The organism is Rhodopseudomonas sp., assembly GCF_013377015.1.
In the GTDB taxonomy this organism is placed as follows: Bacteria; Pseudomonadota; Alphaproteobacteria; order Rhizobiales; family Xanthobacteraceae; genus JARJEH01.
Genome location: NZ_JACABA010000001.1, coordinates 202350 through 222043, shown reverse-complemented (window position 1 = coordinate 222043; position 19694 = coordinate 202350). Strand labels below are relative to the sequence as shown.

Annotated in this window: 13 protein-coding genes and 1 riboswitch; of the genes, 5 read left to right on the top strand and 8 right to left on the bottom strand. The window is 64.4% G+C overall.

The window, feature by feature from the left end; all coding sequences use genetic code 11:
- The first annotated feature begins 274 nt into the window (after nucleotides 1-274).
- Nucleotides 275-457 (top strand): hypothetical protein, encoded by a 183-nt coding sequence (locus HXX15_RS01030; RefSeq protein WP_296511732.1) that lies wholly within the window; start codon nucleotides 275-277, stop codon nucleotides 455-457.
- A 476-nt stretch (nucleotides 458-933) separates the two neighbouring features.
- Here the strand turns inward: HXX15_RS01030 and HXX15_RS01025 are convergent, their stop codons facing one another.
- Nucleotides 934-1104 carry a hypothetical protein gene (locus HXX15_RS01025; protein WP_296511730.1) on the bottom strand — a complete coding sequence of 57 codons (171 nt, stop codon included), beginning with the start codon at nucleotides 1102-1104 and terminating at the stop codon, nucleotides 934-936.
- A gap of 597 nt (nucleotides 1105-1701) precedes the next feature.
- Between HXX15_RS01025 and HXX15_RS01020 the strand changes: the two genes are divergently transcribed.
- Nucleotides 1702-2583: an IS1595 family transposase gene (locus HXX15_RS01020; protein ID WP_296511728.1), complete on the top strand. Its 882-nt coding sequence runs from the start codon at nucleotides 1702-1704 to the stop codon at nucleotides 2581-2583.
- A gap of 57 nt (nucleotides 2584-2640) precedes the next feature.
- Here the strand turns inward: HXX15_RS01020 and HXX15_RS01015 are convergent, their stop codons facing one another.
- Nucleotides 2641-3897, bottom strand: a complete 1257-nt coding sequence (locus HXX15_RS01015) for a hypothetical protein (protein WP_296511726.1) — start codon at nucleotides 3895-3897, stop codon at nucleotides 2641-2643.
- A 200-nt stretch (nucleotides 3898-4097) separates the two neighbouring features.
- On the opposite strand from HXX15_RS01015, the gene recA reads away from it, so the two are divergent.
- Nucleotides 4098-5192, top strand: coding sequence for a recombinase RecA (gene recA, locus HXX15_RS01010; RefSeq protein WP_296511724.1), 1095 nt, complete (start codon nucleotides 4098-4100; stop codon nucleotides 5190-5192).
- Between the two features lie 342 nt (nucleotides 5193-5534).
- On the opposite strand, the gene gcvP is transcribed toward recA, so the two are convergent.
- The 3 genes from gcvP to gcvT are packed head-to-tail and all read right to left on the bottom strand — an operon-like array spanning nucleotide 5535 to nucleotide 9951.
- Nucleotides 5535-8411, bottom strand: a complete 2877-nt coding sequence (gene gcvP / locus HXX15_RS01005; RefSeq protein ID WP_296511721.1) for an aminomethyl-transferring glycine dehydrogenase — start codon at nucleotides 8409-8411, stop codon at nucleotides 5535-5537.
- Between the two features lie 16 nt (nucleotides 8412-8427).
- Complete coding sequence (gene gcvH / locus HXX15_RS01000; protein WP_296511719.1) at nucleotides 8428-8793, bottom strand: glycine cleavage system protein GcvH; 366 nt, start codon at nucleotides 8791-8793, stop codon at nucleotides 8428-8430.
- 9 nt (nucleotides 8794-8802) lie between these two features.
- Nucleotides 8803-9951 (bottom strand): glycine cleavage system aminomethyltransferase GcvT, encoded by a 1149-nt coding sequence (gene gcvT / locus HXX15_RS00995; RefSeq protein ID WP_296511718.1) that lies wholly within the window; start codon nucleotides 9949-9951, stop codon nucleotides 8803-8805.
- Between the two features lie 138 nt (nucleotides 9952-10089).
- A riboswitch (glycine riboswitch) is annotated at nucleotides 10090-10180 on the bottom strand.
- 243 nt (nucleotides 10181-10423) lie between these two features.
- On the opposite strand from gcvT, the gene alaS reads away from it, so the two are divergent.
- Nucleotides 10424-13105 (top strand): alanine--tRNA ligase, encoded by a 2682-nt coding sequence (gene alaS / locus HXX15_RS00990; protein WP_296511716.1) that lies wholly within the window; start codon nucleotides 10424-10426, stop codon nucleotides 13103-13105.
- A gap of 1 nt (nucleotide 13106) precedes the next feature.
- Nucleotides 13107-13859: a GNAT family N-acetyltransferase gene (locus HXX15_RS00985; protein ID WP_296511714.1), complete on the top strand. Its 753-nt coding sequence runs from the start codon at nucleotides 13107-13109 to the stop codon at nucleotides 13857-13859.
- A 369-nt stretch (nucleotides 13860-14228) separates the two neighbouring features.
- Here the strand turns inward: HXX15_RS00985 and HXX15_RS00980 are convergent, their stop codons facing one another.
- The 3 genes from HXX15_RS00980 to HXX15_RS00970 all read right to left on the bottom strand — a co-directional run bounded on the left by HXX15_RS00980 (nucleotide 14229) and on the right by HXX15_RS00970 (nucleotide 19636).
- Complete coding sequence (locus HXX15_RS00980) at nucleotides 14229-16310, bottom strand: prolyl oligopeptidase family serine peptidase (protein ID WP_296514743.1); 2082 nt, start codon at nucleotides 16308-16310, stop codon at nucleotides 14229-14231.
- A gap of 87 nt (nucleotides 16311-16397) precedes the next feature.
- Nucleotides 16398-18164 (bottom strand): cation:proton antiporter, encoded by a 1767-nt coding sequence (locus HXX15_RS00975; RefSeq protein ID WP_296511711.1) that lies wholly within the window; start codon nucleotides 18162-18164, stop codon nucleotides 16398-16400.
- Nucleotides 18165-18412: 248 nt separating this feature from the next.
- Complete coding sequence (locus HXX15_RS00970; RefSeq protein ID WP_296511709.1) at nucleotides 18413-19636, bottom strand: NADP-dependent isocitrate dehydrogenase; 1224 nt, start codon at nucleotides 19634-19636, stop codon at nucleotides 18413-18415.
- Between the last annotated feature and the right edge of the window lie 58 nt (nucleotides 19637-19694).

The window sequence follows — 19694 nt, the reverse complement described above, 5'->3', positions numbered from 1 at the left end:
CCGCCGATGCCGTGTTGCACAGGATTGCTTTTTGCCGTCGTTGCGCCGGCATGGCCGCCCGCATGTCTCATAATGCTCAATCGGAGCCAAATTTCTGCTCAATTTTGCTCATGCTTGGTGCCGTGCGGGACGAGATTCGCGTCCAGGTTGCGTCGCCGGGCGGCGCGAGCGGGCAGCGAGCGATCATCCGAATGGACGGGTGGTGGCGTCGCCACGGCTGGTTATGTTGAAGCAGCGCCGACGAGCAGCGACGATTTGGCAGGGACGATCTGGAATGAGCTGGTATCTCTACGCGATCGTTGTCGGGCTCATTCTTCCCTGGATCATCGCGACCTATCGGATCCTCGCCGCGTTCCGGCTTGGGATCGGCGCCGGCCTGCTCAAATGGCTGACATTCTCCGCCATCAGCATCCCGATCATGCTGGCGATCATGTGGGGCATCCAGCTCACCAAATAGCGGCGGGACCACATCCCGGGCAGCTATTTTCGTTGCTCGGACAAGACGATCTTGCAGCCGATGCAGCGGAAGACATCGACCGTTGGCTTGATGCCGCGTCTGGGCAACCGCCCGAGCAGTTCCATCGGAAAGCCGCATCGCATGCAGACGGGAGGGGCGGCTTGATCCGATCCGGTAGTCATGATGGCACCATGCAACCGCGATGCGGCGGTTGCCAGCGGCAATGTCGTATGCCGAACGTACCCAGTATTGCTACGTGGTCGGGGCTGGGGATCAGGAGGGGCCGCAGGTGACCGCAATGTTCAATTTCCATCGCGACCCGGATGCACGATGACGCCGATGGGCGCCTGTCCAACCAACGCCGGATTCTCCGGCATCATTCATGCGGCAAGCGTTTCGACCTGCAATATCGCAGACCTTGAGACCGAGGCAGCCAGTCTTCGTCGGTGCGACGATCCGTCCTCCGGCGTGGCCGCTCATTTTTTGTTGCGGCCGATTTTGCCGATCGCGCCGGCGAGATTGGCAATGAAGTCAGCGACCCAGCGATCCTCTTTCTCGCAAACCGCTCGCGCCAGCTCGTCGGATTTTGCCCGATCGCGCTCCATCTCGAGGCGGCGTCGCATCAATAACCGTTCGGGTGTCGTCATGGTGAATGTCCTTCGGAAGACGAACGGGCTGCCGAGGCTGGCGTTCCCTCGCCAGATCAATCATCCGCGGATGGCATTTGTGGAAAATCGGCATCGCCGACCCGAAATGGGACAGCATCATCGCTTTCCGTCGTTCGCGGACTGGCCGCGGTTCGAACAGAAAATTGCAACAGACCAGGAAGCCGCGGACCGAGGAGCCTATTTGGCCTCGGACACTACGCAACCGCAGCCGCTGCAGCGGAACACTTCGACCATTGGCTTCAGCCCCCGCTTTGGCAGATTGCCTAGGCGGTACATCGGCTCACCGCACAACGCGCAAACCATTGATTTTTCGTTCGGCTCAGGGGCTGGACGGTCGTGCATTCGTCGCACCAAACAAGCAACGAAATAAAGCATAACGCCATGAGGACGAGTCGGTCCGTCCGCTGCCGGACCGAACCAGATAATTCTTTGGAATGAGGCCGCCGCCGGATCAAGGCCACGCAGGTCCGAAGACAGCGCGCGCCAGACGATCCGCGATCCGGATCCCGGATATATACCCTATAGACATGTAGAACAAACCGTGTTATAGAATGGGTATTCTCCAAGGAGATACCTATGGCACAGAAGCCGTCGAAAATTCGCGAGTTCCAGAAGCGCTTCCCGGATGAGGATAGCTGCCTCACGCACCTGATGCGGACCCGGTTTGGCGAGCGGTTCACCTGTTTCAAGTGCTTGAAAGAGTCCACCTATTACCGCGTTCGCGGACGGCGCTCATTCGAGTGCGAACACTGCGGCTATCAGGTCTATCCAACCGCCGGAACGCCGTTTGAAAAGACCCGGACCAGCCTGCGCGACTGGTTTTACGTCATGTTCCTGTTCTGCACGACGCGGAACGGAGTCGCGGCCAAGGAAGTCGAGCGCCAGCTTGGCGTGACCTATAAAACGGCGTGGCGCATGTGCCGCCTGATCCGGCTCTACATGGGCTATGTGGACGGCGACTTCCCTTTAGGCGGCCCCGGCAAGACGGTTGAGGCGGACGAAACTTTCATCGGCGGTCGCGACCTAAATGGTGTGCCTGATGACAAGGCCGTTGTGCTGGGCATCATTGAGCGGGGTGGCGATGTCGTCACCCGTCACGTTCCGAGCCGCCGCAAGGCGCACGTCATTCCGCATGTCGTGAATTTCGTGAAGCCCGGATCCCGCGTTCATACCGATGAAGCAAAGGCCTACAATCTGCTGACCGAAACCTATGGGTTTGATCACGAAGCGGTCGATCATTCCGCGAAAGAGTACGTTCGCGGTGACGTTCACACCAACTCAATTGAGTCGTTCTGGTCTCAGGTCAAGCGCGGGATCAACGGGACTTATGTTTGGGTTTCGAAGAAGCACTTGCAGCTTTACCTGCGCGAGTTCGAGTATCGCCATAACTTGCGGAAGCAGCCAGCGCTGATGTTCGAACTTTTGTTGCAGGCTTTTCCAAAGGTACGGGTTGAGTAGTCATCGCTTGCAAAAGCTGGTCGAAGCGTTCGATTGTTTCGGTTTTGATTTTCATTTCTAAGCTCTGCGTATCAGGTCGTTAGCGAGCGAAATGGCGTGGGACAATCCAAATTTAGTTAAGGTGTACATGCCTCCCTGCGAAAGGCCGACGCGCTCCAAATAGCTCCCGACGCATTCTTCTGCAAAGTCTTCCTTTTGTTCTTGCAACTGCATGTTCATCGCGGCGACGGCGGCAAGGATACCGGATAACGGATGGTGCGGTTTATTTGGAGCATTGTCGTATGTCTTGTGAACCGCCGCATAAGCAACACGCTCTCTGACACATTCCTGTCCAAGCAAAATTTTGTATCCATAGACTATAAGAACGAGTGTTTCGGCCTTTGGGCTTTTCTTATCTGGCAAAAACTTCAACCAGACCGATTTACCTTCATCGCCGATGGCAAAAAGTCTCTCCCAACCCTCAGGGGCATCTGGCGACGGCGTTATGCTGACCGGAGCAGGGGCCAGAATGTGAACTATCTCAGCAGCCGACGCGGCGACCGTTGTTTCGGGTTCGGGCGCGGTCTGTTCCTTTTTTTCGACTTCCGACATGTGGATTGATGCGCTTTTCAGTTTGGCAGCTAACTTTAGACGGAAAGTGATCCAGGTTAGCTTCCAATCGTGTCTGGGCCAGAGCGCTTCGATCTGATCGCGTTCAACAAGCAGGTCGTCATAAGCCGGGATTGATGCTGTGACGCCATGCCGTGCTTTCAGTTCAGCTCTAAATAATGATACCTCGTTTGGCTGGACTTCGATATATGCCGTTCGCCAAAAATGGCGGTCAATCTCCGAGTATTCGACCGAATTTTTGAGCCGTGCCCTGACAACTACGTCACCGTTCTCTGCCGCGCTTCGCAGCACATGCTCTGCGATATGCAGTTTTTGTTCGCAACGGGGTTTGGACCCTGAGGCTAAGTGTTGTGCATCTTGCCAACGGCCCCACGCTGACCTTTCCGCGATCTGCAAGATCGCCTGCATTACCCCGAGATACTTATCGGAATAGCGATCACGTTGATGGCGTTGCCATTGCTTCTTACCCCATAGCCAATGAACTAGGTCGAAAACGAGAAATGCCAGCGCTACGAAGATTCCGATTTGCCATAAGAGCACGAGCATCGGGACAACGTGACAATTCTCTATCGGAGATTGCGTTATCTTGTTGGCCAATTCGCAGAGGTTTTTTTCGGTCGAATCGAAGCCCGCCTGCCCAACAGTCCATGTAAAACCGCCGGTCACGACAAGAACCCAAGAAATAATTCGGCCCGCCCAGAGCATTCCCACGTCTCCCACGGCCCTCTAGGGCTAGTTGTGGCAGACGGAACAATACACCGATTCATGGTACATGTCTCAAGGGTATATATCTGCCGGATCCCCGAAAAGAACATATTGCGAACTTAGAACAAATAGGGTACATTGATTTTAACGATCAGACCGCCGTTTGTTCGCTCGCCGAATCCGTTCATAGGAGCTAGATCATGGCCGCCGCCCCCACCGCTTTGCGTATCGTCGAAGGATCTTCCATGGACAAGACCAAGGCCCTGGCCGCCGCGCTGTCCCAGATCGAGCGGCAGTTCGGCAAGGGCTCGGTGATGAAGCTCGGCAAGAACGATCGCTCAATGGACATCGAGACGATCTCGTCGGGCTCGCTGGGGCTGGACATCGCACTCGGCGTCGGTGGGTTGCCGCGCGGCCGGGTGGTGGAGATTTACGGCCCGGAATCCTCCGGCAAGACCACGCTGGCGCTGCACACCGTCGCCGAGGGCCAGAAGAAGGGCGGCATTTGCGCCTTCATCGATGCCGAACACGCGCTCGACCCGGTCTATGCCCGCAAGCTCGGCGTCAATATCGATGAACTGCTGATCTCGCAGCCGGATACCGGCGAGCAGGCGCTCGAAATCTGCGACACGCTGGTGCGTTCCGGCGCGGTCGACGTGCTGGTGATCGATTCGGTCGCCGCTTTGGTGCCGCGCGCCGAGCTCGAGGGCGAGATGGGCGACGCGCTGCCCGGCCTGCAGGCCCGGCTGATGAGCCAGGCGCTGCGCAAGCTCACCGCCTCGATCAACAAATCCAACACGATGGTGATCTTCATCAACCAGATCCGGATGAAGATCGGGGTGATGTACGGCTCGCCGGAAACCACCACCGGCGGCAACGCCCTGAAATTCTACGCCTCGGTGCGGCTCGACATCCGACGCATCGGCGCGATCAAGGAGCGCGACGAGGTGGTCGGCAACCAGACCCGCGTCAAGGTGGTGAAGAACAAGCTGGCGCCGCCGTTCAAGCAGGTCGAATTCGACATCATGTATGGCGAGGGCGTCTCCAAGATGGGCGAGATCCTCGATCTCGGCGTCAAGGCCGGCATTGTCGAGAAATCCGGCGCCTGGTTCTCCTATGACAGCCAGCGGCTCGGCCAGGGCCGCGAGAATTCCAAGGCGTTCCTGAAGGCCAATCCGGAAATGACCGCCAAGATCGAGGCCTCGATCCGGCAGAATTCCGGACTGATCGCCGAGCAGATCCTGGCCGGCTCGCCGGAGCGCGACGCCGAGGGCGAGGAGCCCGTCGACGAGTGAGTTTCCGCGGCGGGCGCCGTGGGGGTCTGTTGCCGATGCCCCGCGGTGCCTGCCGCAACTACTTTTGCATCTCGGCCGCCGCGATCCGTGAATGCAGCGGACGGCTCGCCTGACTTCAGGCCGTCATTCCGGGGCGCGAGCAGCCTTGGCTGCGAGCGAACCCGGAATATCGCCACCGCTACCGGACCGCAAGATTCCGGGTTCACACGCAGCTTCGCTGCGCATGCCCCGGAATGACTCGATTAACGTGCTGTGCTGAACAGGTGTGCTGAACAGGTGCGGGGCGCCACTGCTGTGGCGGACCTCGTTGTGCAGCCCCGGCCTTCGCGCCGCCGCCCCCGCTCACTCCGCCGCCAGTGCGTAATCCTCGATCGGCGGGCAGGAACACACCAGATTGCGGTCGCCATAGACGTTGTCGACCCGGCCGACAGGGCACCAATATTTGTCGGTGCGCGAATGCGGCGCCGGAAAGCAACCCTCGGCGCGCGAATACGGCCGCGTCCATTGCGCGCTGGTGACGTCGTGCACGGTATGCGGCGCGTGCCGCAGCGGCGAGGCTTCCACCGCCCAGCGGCCATTCTCGATCTGCGCAATCTCGTGGCGGATCGCGATCATCGCTGCGCAGAAGCGGTCGATCTCGACCTTGGATTCCGATTCGGTCGGCTCGATCATCAGCGTGCCCGGCACCGGGAAGCTCATGGTCGGGGCATGGAAGCCGTAATCGATCAGCCGTTTGGCGATATCGTCGACGGTGACGCCGCTGGAATTCTTCAGCGCGCGCGGATCGACGATGCATTCATGCGCGACCCGGCCGCGCGCGTTGCGATACAGCACCGGGAAATGCGGATCGAGTTTGGCGGCGATGTAGTTGGCGTTGAGGATCGCCACCTCGGTGGCGCGCCGCAATCCTTCGCCGCCCATCATCAGAATGTAGATGTAGGAGATCGTCAGGATCGACGCCGAACCGTACGGCGCCGCCGCCACCGTGCCGCCGCCATGCAGCGTGCCTGTGGGATCGCCCTCGGTCGGATGGCCGGGCAGGAACGGCGCCAGATGCGCCTTGACGCCGATCGGCCCCATCCCTGGGCCGCCGCCGCCATGCGGAATGCAGAACGTCTTGTGCAGATTGAGATGGCTGACGTCGGCGCCATAGTCGCCGGGCCGGGCGAGGCCGACCTGCGCATTCATATTGGCGCCGTCGAGATAGACCTGGCCGCCATGGCGATGAACGATGTCGCAGATCTCGCCGATATGTTCCTCGAACACGCCGTGGGTCGACGGATAGGTGATCATCACCGCCGCCAGATTGGCGGCGTGGCTCTCCGCCTTGGCGCGCAGATCGCCGACGTCGACGTCGCCGCGGGCGTCGCAGGCAACCACCACCACCTCCATCCCCGCCATGCTGGCGGAGGCCGGATTGGTGCCGTGCGCCGAGGACGGAATCAGGCAGACCTTGCGATGCGGCTCGCCGCGCGCGAGGTGATAGCCGCGGATCGCCAGCAGTCCGGCATATTCGCCGTTGGCGCCGGAGTTCGGCTGCAGCGACACTGCGTCATAGCCGGTGATCTCGGCGAGCCAGCGCTGCAGCGTTTCGAACATCGCGTGATAGCCCTGCGCTTGGTCGCGCGGCGCGAACGGATGCAGGGCGCCGAATGCGGGCCAGGTCAGCGGGATCATCTCGGTGGTGGCGTTCAGCTTCATGGTGCAGGAGCCGAGCGGGATCATGGCGCGGTCGAGCGCGAGATCTCGGTCGCTCAGCTTGCGCATGTAGCGCAGCATTTCGGTCTCGGAGCGATAGGCCGAAAACACCTCCTGGGTCAGGAAGTCGCTGGTGCGATGCAAGGCCTTCGGCAGCGTCACGGCGGCGTCGCGTTCGATCTCCGCATAGCTGAGCGCGCCGCCGCAGGCGCGCCACACCGCCTCGACGATCGCCGGCGTGGTGGTCTCATCGATCGCGATGCCGAGCGAGGTTTCGCCGAGCCGCAGATTGATCTTTTCCGCCAGCGCGCGCGCGACGATGGCGTCGCGCTGGGTACCGACCTCGATCGTCAGCGTGTCGAAGAAGGAATCGCTGGCCGGCGCGAAGCCGAGCTTTTTCAATCCGGCCGCCAGCACGCAGGCGCGACGGTGCACAAGCGCGGCGATCTCGGTCAATCCGTCGGGGCCGTGATACACTGCGTACATCGCGGCGATCACCGCCAGCAGCACCTGCGCGGTGCAGATGTTGGAGGTGGCCTTCTCGCGGCGGATATGCTGCTCGCGGGTCTGCAGCGCCAGCCGATAGGCCGGCTGGCCGTGGGCGTCGATCGACAGCCCGACGATGCGGCCGGGCAGCGATCGCTTCAGACTGTCGCGCACCGCCATGAAGGCGGCGTGCGGCCCGCCATAGCCCATCGGCACGCCGAAGCGCTGCGCCGAGCCGATCGCGATGTCGGCGCCGAGTTCACCCGGCGAGCTGATCAGCGTCAGCGCCAGCAGGTCGGCGGCGATCACCGCCAGCGCGCCCTTGGCGTGCAGCGCTGCGATCGCGCCACGCGGATCACGCAACGCACCGGAGGAACCGGGATATTGCAGCAGCGCGCCGAACACGTCGGGCTCGGCGAGGTCGGTGGCCGGATCGCCGACAATCAGCATCCAGCCCAGCGGCTCGGCGCGGGTGCGCAGCACCGCCAGCGTCTGCGGATGCACGTCGCGGTCGACGAAGAACGCTTTGGTCTTCTTCGAGGCGGCGCGTTCCGCCAGCGCCATCGCCTCGGCCGCCGCGGTGGCCTCGTCGAGCAGCGAGGCGTTGGCGACGTCGAGCCCGGTGAGATCGCAGATCATGGTCTGGAAGTTGAACAGCGCTTCCAGCCGGCCCTGGCTGATCTCCGGCTGATACGGCGTATAGGCCGTGTACCAGGCCGGGTTCTCCAGAATGTTGCGCTGGATCACCGTGGGCAGGATGGTGCCCGAATAGCCTTGCCCGATCAGCGAGGTGAACACCTGGTTGCGCCCGGCGATGTCGCCGATATGGGCCAGCGCCTCGGTCTCGGACAAGGCCGCGCCAAGTTGCAGCGGTGTGCGCTGCCGGATCGACGCCGGCATCGTCTCGTCCATCAACTGGTCGAGGCTCTTGGCGCCAACCGTCCGCAGCATCGCCGCGATATCCTGCGGCGACGGGCCGATGTGGCGGCGCACGAAATCATGGGCGGCGTCGATCGGTCTGCGGTGGGTGGTCATGGTGATCTCCTCGTCGTCAGGCCGTGTGCGACTGGTAGGCGGCTTCGTCCATCAACCCGTCGAGCTCACTCTTGTCGGCGATCTTCATCTTGAAAAACCATGCCTTGCCGGCGGCGTCGGAATTCACCAGCGCCGGCTCGGCGCTGAGCGTCTCGTTGACCTCGAGCACCTCGCCCGAGATCGGCGCATAGACGTCGGAGGCGGCCTTGACCGATTCGACCACCGCGGCGGCCTCGGCCTTCTTGAATGTGCGGCCGACCTTCGGCAGCTCGACGAACACCACGTCGCCGAGCTGGCTCTGCGCGTAGTCGGTGACGCCGATGGTGGCGATGTCGCCCTCGATCCGCAGCCATTCGTGATCGGAGGTGTACAGGGTGGTCATGTCAGGTCCTCAACGCTTGTAGCCGTGGGAAACGAAAGGCAGCGGGGCGACGCGCAGCGGCAGGCGCTGACCCCGCACTTCAGCAAACACCGTGCCGCCGAGCGCGGCCTGCGCGGTGGGCAGATAGCCCATCGCCACCGGCGCATTGACGCTGGGGCCGAAGCCGCCGGAGGTCACGGTGCCGATGGGGGTGGTGGTGGCGTCAGCGAACAACGGCGCGTTGTCGCGCACCGGCGCGCGGCCCTCGGGCTTGAGCCCGACTCGCTGGCGCGGCGCGCCGCCGTCAAGCTGCGCCAGAATCACGTCGGCGCCGGGAAAGCCGCCGGCGCGGGCGCCGCCCGTGCGACGGCTTTTCTGGATCGACCAGGTCAGCGCGGCCTCGACCGGCGTGGTCGTGGTGTCGATGTCGTGGCCATAGAGACAAAGCCCGGCTTCGAGCCGCAGGCTGTCGCGGGCGCCGAGCCCGATCAATAACACGTCGGGATTGTCCAACAGCGCAGTTGCAAGCGCTGCGGCGCCCTCAGCCGGAACCGAAATCTCGAAGCCGTCCTCGCCGGTGTAGCCGGAGCGCGACACCATGCAGTCGAGATCCATCACGCGCAGCGCGGCGACATCCATGAATTTCAGCGCGGCAACGTCTGCACAAAACTTCGCCAGCACCGCCTCGGCCTGCGGTCCCTGCAGCGCCAGCAGCGCCCGATTCGGCAGCGTCGCGATCTCGCAGGCGTCCGACAGCTGCGCGCGCAGATGGGCTTCGTCGGCGTCCTTGCAGGCGGCGTTGACCACCAGGAACAGTCGGTCGCCGAGATTGGCCACCATCAGGTCGTCGAGAATCCCGCCGGCGGCGTTGGTGAATTGCGCGTAGCGCTGCCGGCCCGGCGCCAAAGCGACGATGTCCTGCGGAACCAGCCGCTCCAGCGCTGTTGCGGCGTCTTCGAGCCGGCCGGATTTGGCGCGCAGTTCGATCTGGCCCATGTGGGAGACGTCGAACAGCCCGGCATGGGCGCGGGTGTGGAGATGTTCCTTGAGCACGCCGGGGCCGTATTGCACCGGCATCTCATAGCCGGCGAACGGCACCATCTTGCCGCCGCGCGCCAGATGCAGCGCGTGCAGCGGGGTCGTTTTCAAAGGCAATTGCGTTTCGTCACGCGCAAGCATGTTTGGGCTCCCGCGGTTCCCGAGACCGATTTCTCGTCAACCAATCGAGCCCCATCTGTCGCTGTGCCTGAGAGCATTATCCCGTCGGCGTCCCCACCCGAACCATGCTGGTTCGGCCGGGTCTCTTTCCAGATGTTATCGAGTCACGCGGTCCGTTTGCCTGAGAGTTTCCGGGGCGGTTGCTCCTTCGGCGCCGGCCTTGCGGCCGATCTCTCCCGACGTGACTTACTCTTGACAGCTAGGAGACAAACACGGCTTCAACAAGACTGTCAACGCAGCTGCGGTATCTATCAACGGGTCTTATATTGGGGCTTCTGAGGGGGCCTGCAACGGGTCTTGTGGGCAACCGGCAAGCCCCTGAATCCCCGCCCACTTTCTGGACAGCGGGGTTCCCCGCGTCTAAAAGCGGTGCGCCAGGACTACATCCATTCTACCGAAAATCTCGCAGGCGATCCTGGACGATTGGACGAACATGAGCGGCGTTAACGAAATCAGATCGGCGTTTTTGAACTACTTTGCCAACAACGGCCACGAGATCGTGCCGTCGTCGCCGCTGGTGCCGCGCAACGATCCGACCTTGATGTTCACCAATGCCGGCATGGTGCAGTTCAAGAACGTGTTCACCGGCGTCGAGAAGCGCGCCAATCCGCGCGCCACCACCTCGCAGAAATGCGTCCGCGCCGGCGGCAAGCACAACGACCTCGACAATGTCGGCTACACCGCGCGGCACCACACCTTTTTCGAGATGCTGGGTAATTTTTCGTTCGGCGACTACTTCAAAGACCGCGCGATCGAACTGGCCTGGAACCTGATCACCAAGGAATATGGTCTTTCAAAGGACCGACTGCTGGTCACTGTCTATTCCGAGGACGACGAAGCCTTCCAGCTCTGGAAGAAGATCGCCGGCCTGCCGGACTCGAAAATCATCCGGATTCCGACCTCGGACAATTTTTGGCAGATGGGCGATACCGGCCCGTGCGGTCCGTGTTCCGAAATCTTCTTCGACCATGGCGACAAGATTCCCGGCGGCCCTCCGGGCTCGCTCGATGAGGATGGCGACCGCTTCATCGAGATCTGGAATCTGGTGTTCATGCAGTACGAGCAGATCGCGCCGGGCAACCGGCTGGCGCTGCCGAAGCCATCGATCGACACCGGCATGGGGCTGGAGCGGATCGCAGCGGTGCTGCAGGGCAAGCACGACAATTACGATATCGATCTGTTCACCGCGCTGATCCGCGCCATCGCCGAACTGACCGGCGCCGACCCGCAGGGCGAGCAGAAGGCCTCGCTGCGGGTGATCGCCGATCATCTGCGCGCCACCTCGTTCCTGATCGCCGACGGCGTGCTGCCGTCGAACGAGGGCCGTGGCTATGTGCTGCGCCGGATCATGCGCCGCGCGATGCGGCACGGCCAGTTGCTCGGCGCCACCGAACCCCTGATGTGGCGGCTGGTGTGGGCGCTGGTGCGCGAGATGGGCCAGGCCTATCCCGAACTGGTGCGCGCCGAGGCGATGATCGAGGAGACGCTGCGGCTGGAAGAGACCAGGTTCCGCAAGACGCTGGAGCGCGGCCTGATCATTCTCGACGACAAGAGCAGCACGCTGAAGAAGGGCGACATGTTCGACGGCGACACCGCCTTCACGCTATACGACACCTACGGCTTCCCGCTCGACCTGACCCAGGACGCGCTGCGCAATCGCGGCATCAGCGTCGACATCGCCTCCTTCACTGACGCGATGGACCGCCAGCGCGCCAAGGCGCGGGCGTCGTGGTCGGGCTCCGGCGACACCGCGACCGAAACCGTCTGGTTCGGTCTGCGCGAAAAACTCGGCGCCACGGAGTTCTTGGGCTACGAGACCGAAACCGCCGAAGGCGTGGTCGCGGCGCTGGTCAAGGACGGCAAGGAAATCGATCAACTCAAGGCCGGCGACACCGGCGCCATCGTGCTCAACCAGACTCCGTTCTACGCCGAGTCCGGTGGCCAGGTCGGCGACACCGGCGTGATGGCCGGCGAGGGCGTGGTGTTCCACGTCACCGAGACCCAGAAGCGCGCCGGCGACCTGTTCGTCCACATCGGCACCGTCGAGCGCGGCACCCTCAAGGCCGGCACGGCATTGCTGCTTGAGGTCGATCACACGCGGCGCTCGGCGATCCGCGCCAATCACTCCGCCACTCACCTGCTGCACGAGGCGCTGCGCCAGGTGCTGGGCGATCACATCGCGCAGAAGGGCTCGCTGGTGTCGCCGGACCGGCTGCGCTTCGACTTCGTGCATCAGAAGCCGATCACGCCGGACGAGCTACGCCGGGTCGAGGACATCGCCAACGAGATCGTGCTCGAGAACGATGAGGTCACCACAAGGCTGATGGCGGTCGACGATGCCCGCGATGCCGGCGCGCGCGCGCTGTTCGGCGAGAAATATGGCGACGAGGTCCGCGTGGTGTCGATGGGCAAGACCGCCCGCGACAGCGGCAATAATGCGCTGGGCTGGTCGGTCGAATTGTGCGGCGGCACCCATGTCAAACGCACCGGTGATATCGGGCTGATCTCCGTCACCGGCGAAAGCGCGGTCGCCTCCGGGGTGCGTCGGATCGAGGCGCTGACCGGGCGTCAGGCCCGCCACAGCGCCAACGCGGCGATCGCCACCGCGAGGGCGGCGGCCGCGGAACTACGCACGCCGCTCGACGAGATGCCGGCGCGGATCGCCGCGCTGATGGACGAGCGCAAGAAGCTCGAGCGCGATCTCGCCGAGGCCCGCAAGCGGCTGGCGATGGGCGGCGGCGCTGCCGCCGGCGCGTCGGCGGCGAATGGTGACGCCGGCGTTCGCGAGGTCGCCGGCGTCAAGCTGATGGCGCGCGCGGTCGAGGGCATCGAGATCAAGGATCTCAAGAGCCTGGTCGATCAGGGCAAGAAACAGCTCGGCTCCGGGGTGATCGCGCTGATCGCTACCAGCGAGGACGGCAAGGGCAGCGTCGTGGTCGGCGTCACGCCCGATCTGGTCAGCCGGTTCTCGGCGATCGATCTGGTGCGCAAGGCCTCCGAAGTACTCGGCGGCAAGGGCGGCGGCGGCAAGCCCGACATGGCACAGGCCGGCGGCCCCGACGGCTCCAAGGCCGCCGCGGCGCTCGACGCCATCGCGGCCGCAATGGCGGGGTGAGGTGACGCGGTCATTGCCGTGGCGGATCGAGGACGCCTGCTTCAATGCCTGGCCGGCGTTGCGCAGCGTGTATCATGGCGACTGGCTGCTGCGGTTCGGCGAAGGCGTGTCGCGGCGTTCCAATTCGGTCAATCCGCTGCGCGCCGAGGCGGCGTCGATCGCGGCTCAGATCCCGCTCTTCACGGAACTCTATCGTGCGCAGAAGCTGCCGCTGATCGTGCGGGTGCCGGCGCTGCTGGGTCCGCAGGTCGATCGCGAACTCGATCATCATGACTTCACCACCGAAGGCGAGACCTGCACGCTGCATGGCGATCTTGCGGGCCGCGCGCTCGCCGCCGATCCCGCGGTGACGATTGAAGCGACCGCCGACGCTGAATGGCTGGCGGCGATCAGCGCCCTGCAGAAGCAGACGCCGACGCATGCCGCGACCTATGCCCGGGTGGTTGCGGTGGTGGCGCTGCCGGCGGGCTTTGCGGCGCTGCGCCGCGACGGCGAGATCGTCGCCACCGCCTATGGGGCGATTCAGGATCGCCTGCTGTGCTGCGAATCCGTGGTGGTCAGCGAAGCCCATCGTGGCGAGGGCTTGGGCGCGCGGATGATGACCGCGCTGTTTGCCTGGGCCGCCAGCCGCGGCGCCGAGGCCGCCTGCCTGCAGGTCGAGGCCTCCAACGTCGCCGGCCGCGCGCTGTATCGCAGCATCAAGCTCGATACCGAACTCCACCGCTATCACTATCGGCGAGCGCCGGCCGGCTGATCGGTGCGCCGACAGTGGACTCTGGATTTGCAGCGCGCTGCAAATTCTCCACTGCCCAATCCCTCTCCGCGTCATGGCCGGGCTTGACCCGGCCATCCATGCCCACGAGCAAAGCCGTGCTTGCGTCCGTGGATGCCCGGGTCAAGCCCGGGCATGACGGAGGTGGTGACTGTCGCAGCGTGTTCGCCAAACACACCGGTCATTCCGGGGCGCGAGGCCGCAGGCCGAGCGAACCCGGAATCTTGCTACACGTGGTGCGAGATGCGACACGGTGCGGGCTGCGAGATTCCGGGTTCGCGCGCAGCTGACGCTGCTCGCGCCCCGGAATGACAGCGTTGTGCAAAGAGCGCGTCGCTCAATTCCGCGCGCTCACGCCGCACCAATCGTCCGGCGGAAGAACGCGTAGCCGAGCGCCTGGGTTCTCGCCTGGTCGGTGTTGTCGACCGCGCCGGAATGGCCGCCGGAGACGGTCTCGTTGAACCACACCTGATGCCCCAATTCCTGCAGCCGCGCCGCCATCTTGCGGGCGTGGCCGGGATGGACGCGGTCGTCGGTGCGGTTGGTGGTGATCAGGATCGGCGGATAGGTCTTGTCGCGCGTCGCCAGATGATAGGGCGAATATTTCCTGATGTAGTCCCACTCGTCGGGAATTTCCGGATCGCCATATTCGGCGATCCAGCTCTGCCCGGCCAGCAGCTTGGTGTAGCGCGCCATGTCCAGCAGCGGCACGCTGCACCACACCGCGCCGAACAGCTCCGGATAGCGCGTCAACATGTTGCCGACTAGGAGGCCGCCGTTGCTGCCGCCATGGCAGGCGAGCTGCCGCGCAGTGGTGACGCCGCTTGCGGCGAGGTCGCGCGCGACCGCGGCGAAATCGTCATGGGCGACGTGCTTGGTGGCCTTGCGCGAGGCGAGGTGCCAGGCCGGGCCGAACTCGCCGCCGCCGCGGATATTCGCCAGCGCGTAGAGATGGCCGCGTTCGAGCCAGAGCTTGCCGGCGACCGCCATGTAGGACGGCGTCAGTGAAATCTCGAAGCCGCCATAGCCGTACAGGATGGTGGGACGCGGGCCTTTCGCCGCGAGATCCTTGCCGATCAGGAAATACGGAATGCTGGTGCCGTCGGGGGCTGTGGCGTGACATTGCTTGATCTCGATCCCGGTCGCATCGAACGACGCCGGTGCCTGCTTCAGCTTCTGCGGCGCGCCGGCGCCGTTCCACAATGCGGTCGAGGTCGGCTGGTCGAAGCCGGTGATGGTGAGCAGCACGTCGGTGCCGAGATCGGGATCGTCCTCGCCGCCGAAATTGTCCGCGCCGATGGTGGCGTTGTCGGGCAGGCCGGGAATCGCGGTCTCCTGCCAGCCGCCGGCGGTGCGGGTGGCGAGCACGACGCGGCCGCGGACGTTGTCGAGGATCTGCAGCACCAGGCCGTGACGGGTCTCCAGCCAGGATTGCAGCGCGCGGGTCGGCGTCGGCGCAAACACGATCTCGAAATCGCGCGCGCCCGCCAGGAAGCGATCGAGGCCGATCGCCGCCAAGGCGCCCGAGGCGATGATCTGTCCGCCGATCTGCCAGTCCTGTTTCGGGCTGACCAGCAGCGCGCCGGCCTCGTGCGAGATCGCGACTTCCTCCGGCAGCTCCAGCCGGATGCGCTGGCCGGCGAAGGCGCCATGCGCAGGCTCAATGAACATCTGCGCGCGGGTGAAATCCAGCGCGCGCGAATAGCTGACGGATTCATGGCCCGGGCGATGATTGACGCCGAACCAAGCCGCGACGTCGTCGTGCTCCACCGCGAACACTATCTCGGCGTCGGCGAGTGGCGTGCCGCGCCGCCATTTCCGCACCCATCGGGCGTAGCCGGCCGCGGTGGTGTCGTCGGCGCTGAACGCGCTGCCGAACAGGATGGTGTCGCGGTCGAGCCAGTCGACCTGGGTCTTTGCTTGCGGCAGCACGAAGCCGCCCGCAATAAAGCTTTTGCTGGCGAAATCAAATTCGCGCACCTCGATGGCGTCGGTGCCGTTGAACGACAGGCTGACCAGCGCCCGGCTCTTGTCCGGCGAGCGCGCGGCACCGGCGAAGGCCCAGGCGATGCCCTCGGCGGCGTTGAGCGTGTCGATGTCGAGCAGCACATCCCAGTCCGGCTTGTCAGTGCGGTAGCTGTCCAGCGTGGTACGTCGCCACAGCCCGCGCGGATGGGCTGCGTCCTTCCAGAAATTGTAGAGGTGATCGCCGGATTTGCCGACGAAGGGAATCCGGTCGTCGGCATTGAGGATCGCCAGCACCGCGTCGAAATCGGCGCGGTAGCGGTCGTCGTCGCGCAGCGCGTCGGTGCGGCTGTTCTGAGCCTCGACCCAGGCCACCGCCTGTTCGCCCTCGATCTGTTCGAGCCAGAGCAAGGGATCGTCGCTGCCATCGGCCGGGTTGCTCGGTGCGGTCATCGGGGCTTTCTGAATGCGGGGAGGGCGCGGCGCCCGAGACCTTTCAGATAGTGCGAAAGCGGCGGGCCGCCAACTGCGCCGCGGATGAAATCGCCCGCACGATCATTCGGCAGCGCGGCCCTCGCGCACCTGCTTCTTCCGGATGTCGCGCTCGTCGTGAATGATCGCGATCACCTTGCCGACCGGCAGACCGAGCGTCTGCAACACCGTGCTGGCGATCTCGAAGCTGGCTTCGAGCACTTCGCGCACCACGTCGCTGGCGCCGAGCCGGAACAGCCGCACCGCGTGCTCGGCGTCGCGGGCGCGGACGATCACCGGAATGTCGGCGCGTTCGGCGCGGGCGGCGGCGACGACGTGTTCGGCGGCTACCGCGTCATGCATGGTCACGACCAAAGCCGGCGCTTCGGCGACGCCGCATTTGCGCAGGAAGGCGCGCTGCGCGGCGTCGCCATAGACCAGCGGGCGGCCGGCCTTGCGCGCCTGCGACACCAGGTCGGCGTCGATCTCGATGGCGAGGAAGGGCTGCCCCTGCTTGTGCAGGATGTCGCAGACGATGCGGCCGACCCGGCCATGGCCGACCACGATGCTGCGCCCGGCCGCGACCGGACCGGGATCGCCATAGCCGCGCTCGACCAGCGAGGCGTTCCGCACCCGGGCGCCGGCCTTGCGACCGAGCCGGGCCAGATAGGGCGTCAGCAGCATGGTGCCGGACGCCACCAGCAGCATGAATTGTTCGACATCGCGCGGCATCACCCCGCTCGAACTGGCGAGCCCGAGCATCAGGAAGGCGAATTCGCCGCCGCCGGCGAGCAGCAGGCTGGCCTCGACCGCGACCGGCCAGGACAGGCCGAACAGCCGCGCCAGCACGGCGATCACGGCCGCCTTCAGCGCCACCATGCCGAGCACCGACGCCGCCAGCATCAAGGGCTGGCTCGCCACCTCGGCGAGGTCGATCCGCATCCCGACCGAGATGAAGAACAGCCCAAGCAGCATGCCCTTGAACGGTTCGATGTCGACCTCGACCTGGCGGCGGAATTCTGTCTCCGACAGCAGCAGGCCGGCGAGGAAGGCGCCGAGCGCCATCGACAGGCCGGCGACCTGGGTCAGCAGCGAGGTGCCGACCACCACGAACTGGATCGTCGCCATGAACAATTCGCGGTTGTGGGTCCGCGCCACCAGCCGGAACAGCCGGCGCAGGATCAGCCGGCCGAAGCCGACGATCAGCGCGATCGCCGCCGCCGCCTGCAGCAAGGCGAGTCCCAGCCCGGCCCACACCGAGCCGGCTGTCGTCGTCGCACCCGTGGCGGTGCCGCCGAACACCACGATCAGGAACAGGATCGGCACCACCGCCAGATCCTGCGCCAGCAGCACCGCGAAGATGCTTCGGCCGGCCACCGACGCCAGCCGTTTCTGCTCGGCCAGCAGCTGCAGCACGATCGCGGTCGAGGACAGCGCCAGGCAGGCGCCGATCACCAGACTGGCCTCGACCGCATTGCCGAATGCCAGCGTGACGGCGCTGATCGCCATTGTGGTCAGCACCACCTGCGCGATGCCGAAGCCGAACACCAGCCGGCGCATCGTCCACAGCCGGTCGAACGACAGTTCCAGCCCGATCGAGAACAGCAGGAAGGCGACGCCGAGCTCGGCGAGCCGGTCGACCGCGTCCTGCGAGGTGATGGTGATGAGGCCGAGCCAGGGCAGGGCGTCGTCGAGCCGGCCGAGACTGTTCGGACCGAGCACCAGGCCGGCGATCAGAAAGCCCAGCACCGGACTGACGCGCAACCGCGCCATCAGCGGAATCACCACGCCGGCGGTGCCGAGAAACACCAGCGCTTCGCGATAGCCCCCGATGTCAGTTGCCGCCGCCATGGTCTCCATCAAGCACGACGCGCCGGATCGGGCGAGGGGCTGGGTCAAATTCGATCGGGCTGCGGCGATGTTTCGCGGCAATGTCGGCCGCGCTGTTCAGGCGGGAACGTCACAGACTCATGGTGAGGAGCGCGCCTGTTGGCGCGCGTCTCGAACGATGAGGCGGTCCATCTCCTCATCCTTCGAGACGCCCGCCGCCGCCGTTCGGGCGACGTCGGGCTCCTCAGGATGAGGAGTCTGTGCCCGTCTCAGGCCGCGACCGGGGCCATCGCCTTGGTCAGGTTCTCCGCCACCTTGTCGAGGAAGCCGGTGGTGGAGAGCCAGCGCTGGTCGGCGCCGACCAGCAGCGCGAGGTCCTTGGTCATGAAGCCGGCCTCGACGGTCTCGACGCAGACCCGCTCCAGGGTCAGCGCGAAGGCATCTAGGGCTGCGTTGTTGTCGAGCTTGGCGCGGTGCGACAGGCCACGAGTCCAGGCGAAGATCGACGCGATCGAGTTGGTCGAGGTTTCCTTACCCTTCTGGTGCTCGCGATAATGCCGCGTCACCGTGCCGTGGGCGGCCTCGGCCTCGACGGTCTTGCCGTCCGGGGTCATCAGCACCGAGGTCATCAGGCCGAGCGAGCCGTAACCCTGGGCGATGGTGTCGGACTGCACGTCGCCGTCGTAGTTCTTGCAAGCCCAGACGTAGCCGCCGGACCATTTCATCGCCGCCGCCACCATGTCGTCGATCAGCCGGTGCTCGTAGGTGATCTTCTTCTCGGCGAACTTGTCCTTGAATTCGGCGTCGAAGATCTCCTGGAAGATGTCCTTGAAGCGGCCGTCATAGACTTTCAGGATGGTGTTCTTGGTCGACAGATAGACCGAATAATTCTTGGCCAGGCCCTGGTTGAGCGAGGCGCGGGCGAAGTCGGCGATCGAATCGTCGAGATTGTACATCGCCAGCGCGACGCCGGCGCTGGGCGACTTGTAGACCTCGCGCTCGATCACGGCGCCGTCCTCACCGACGAATTTCATCGTCAGCGTGCCCTTGCCGGGGAAGCGGAAGTCGGTGGCGCGGTATTGATCGCCGAAGGCGTGGCGGCCGATGATGATCGGCTTGGTCCAGCCCGGCACCAGCCGCGGCACGTTCTTGCAGATGATCGGTTCGCGGAACACCACGCCGCCGAGGATGTTGCGGATGGTGCCGTTCGGCGACTTCCACATTTCCTTCAGGCCGAATTCGGCGACCCGGGCCTCGTCCGGGGTGATGGTGGCGCATTTGACGCCGACGCCGACCTTCTTGATGGCGTTGGCGGCGTCGATGGTGACCTGGTCGTTGGTCTGATCGCGATATTCCATCCCGAGGTCGAAATACATCAGGTCGATGTCGAGAAACGGATTGATCAGCTTGTCCTTGATGTACTGCCAGATGATCCTTGTCATTTCGTCGCCATCGAGTTCGACGACGGGGTTGGTCACCTTGATTTTCGCCATGCGGGATCGGGCCTCTTTGAGACTGCGCTTGAAGGGCAGGATTGGGCTTGGATTGCCG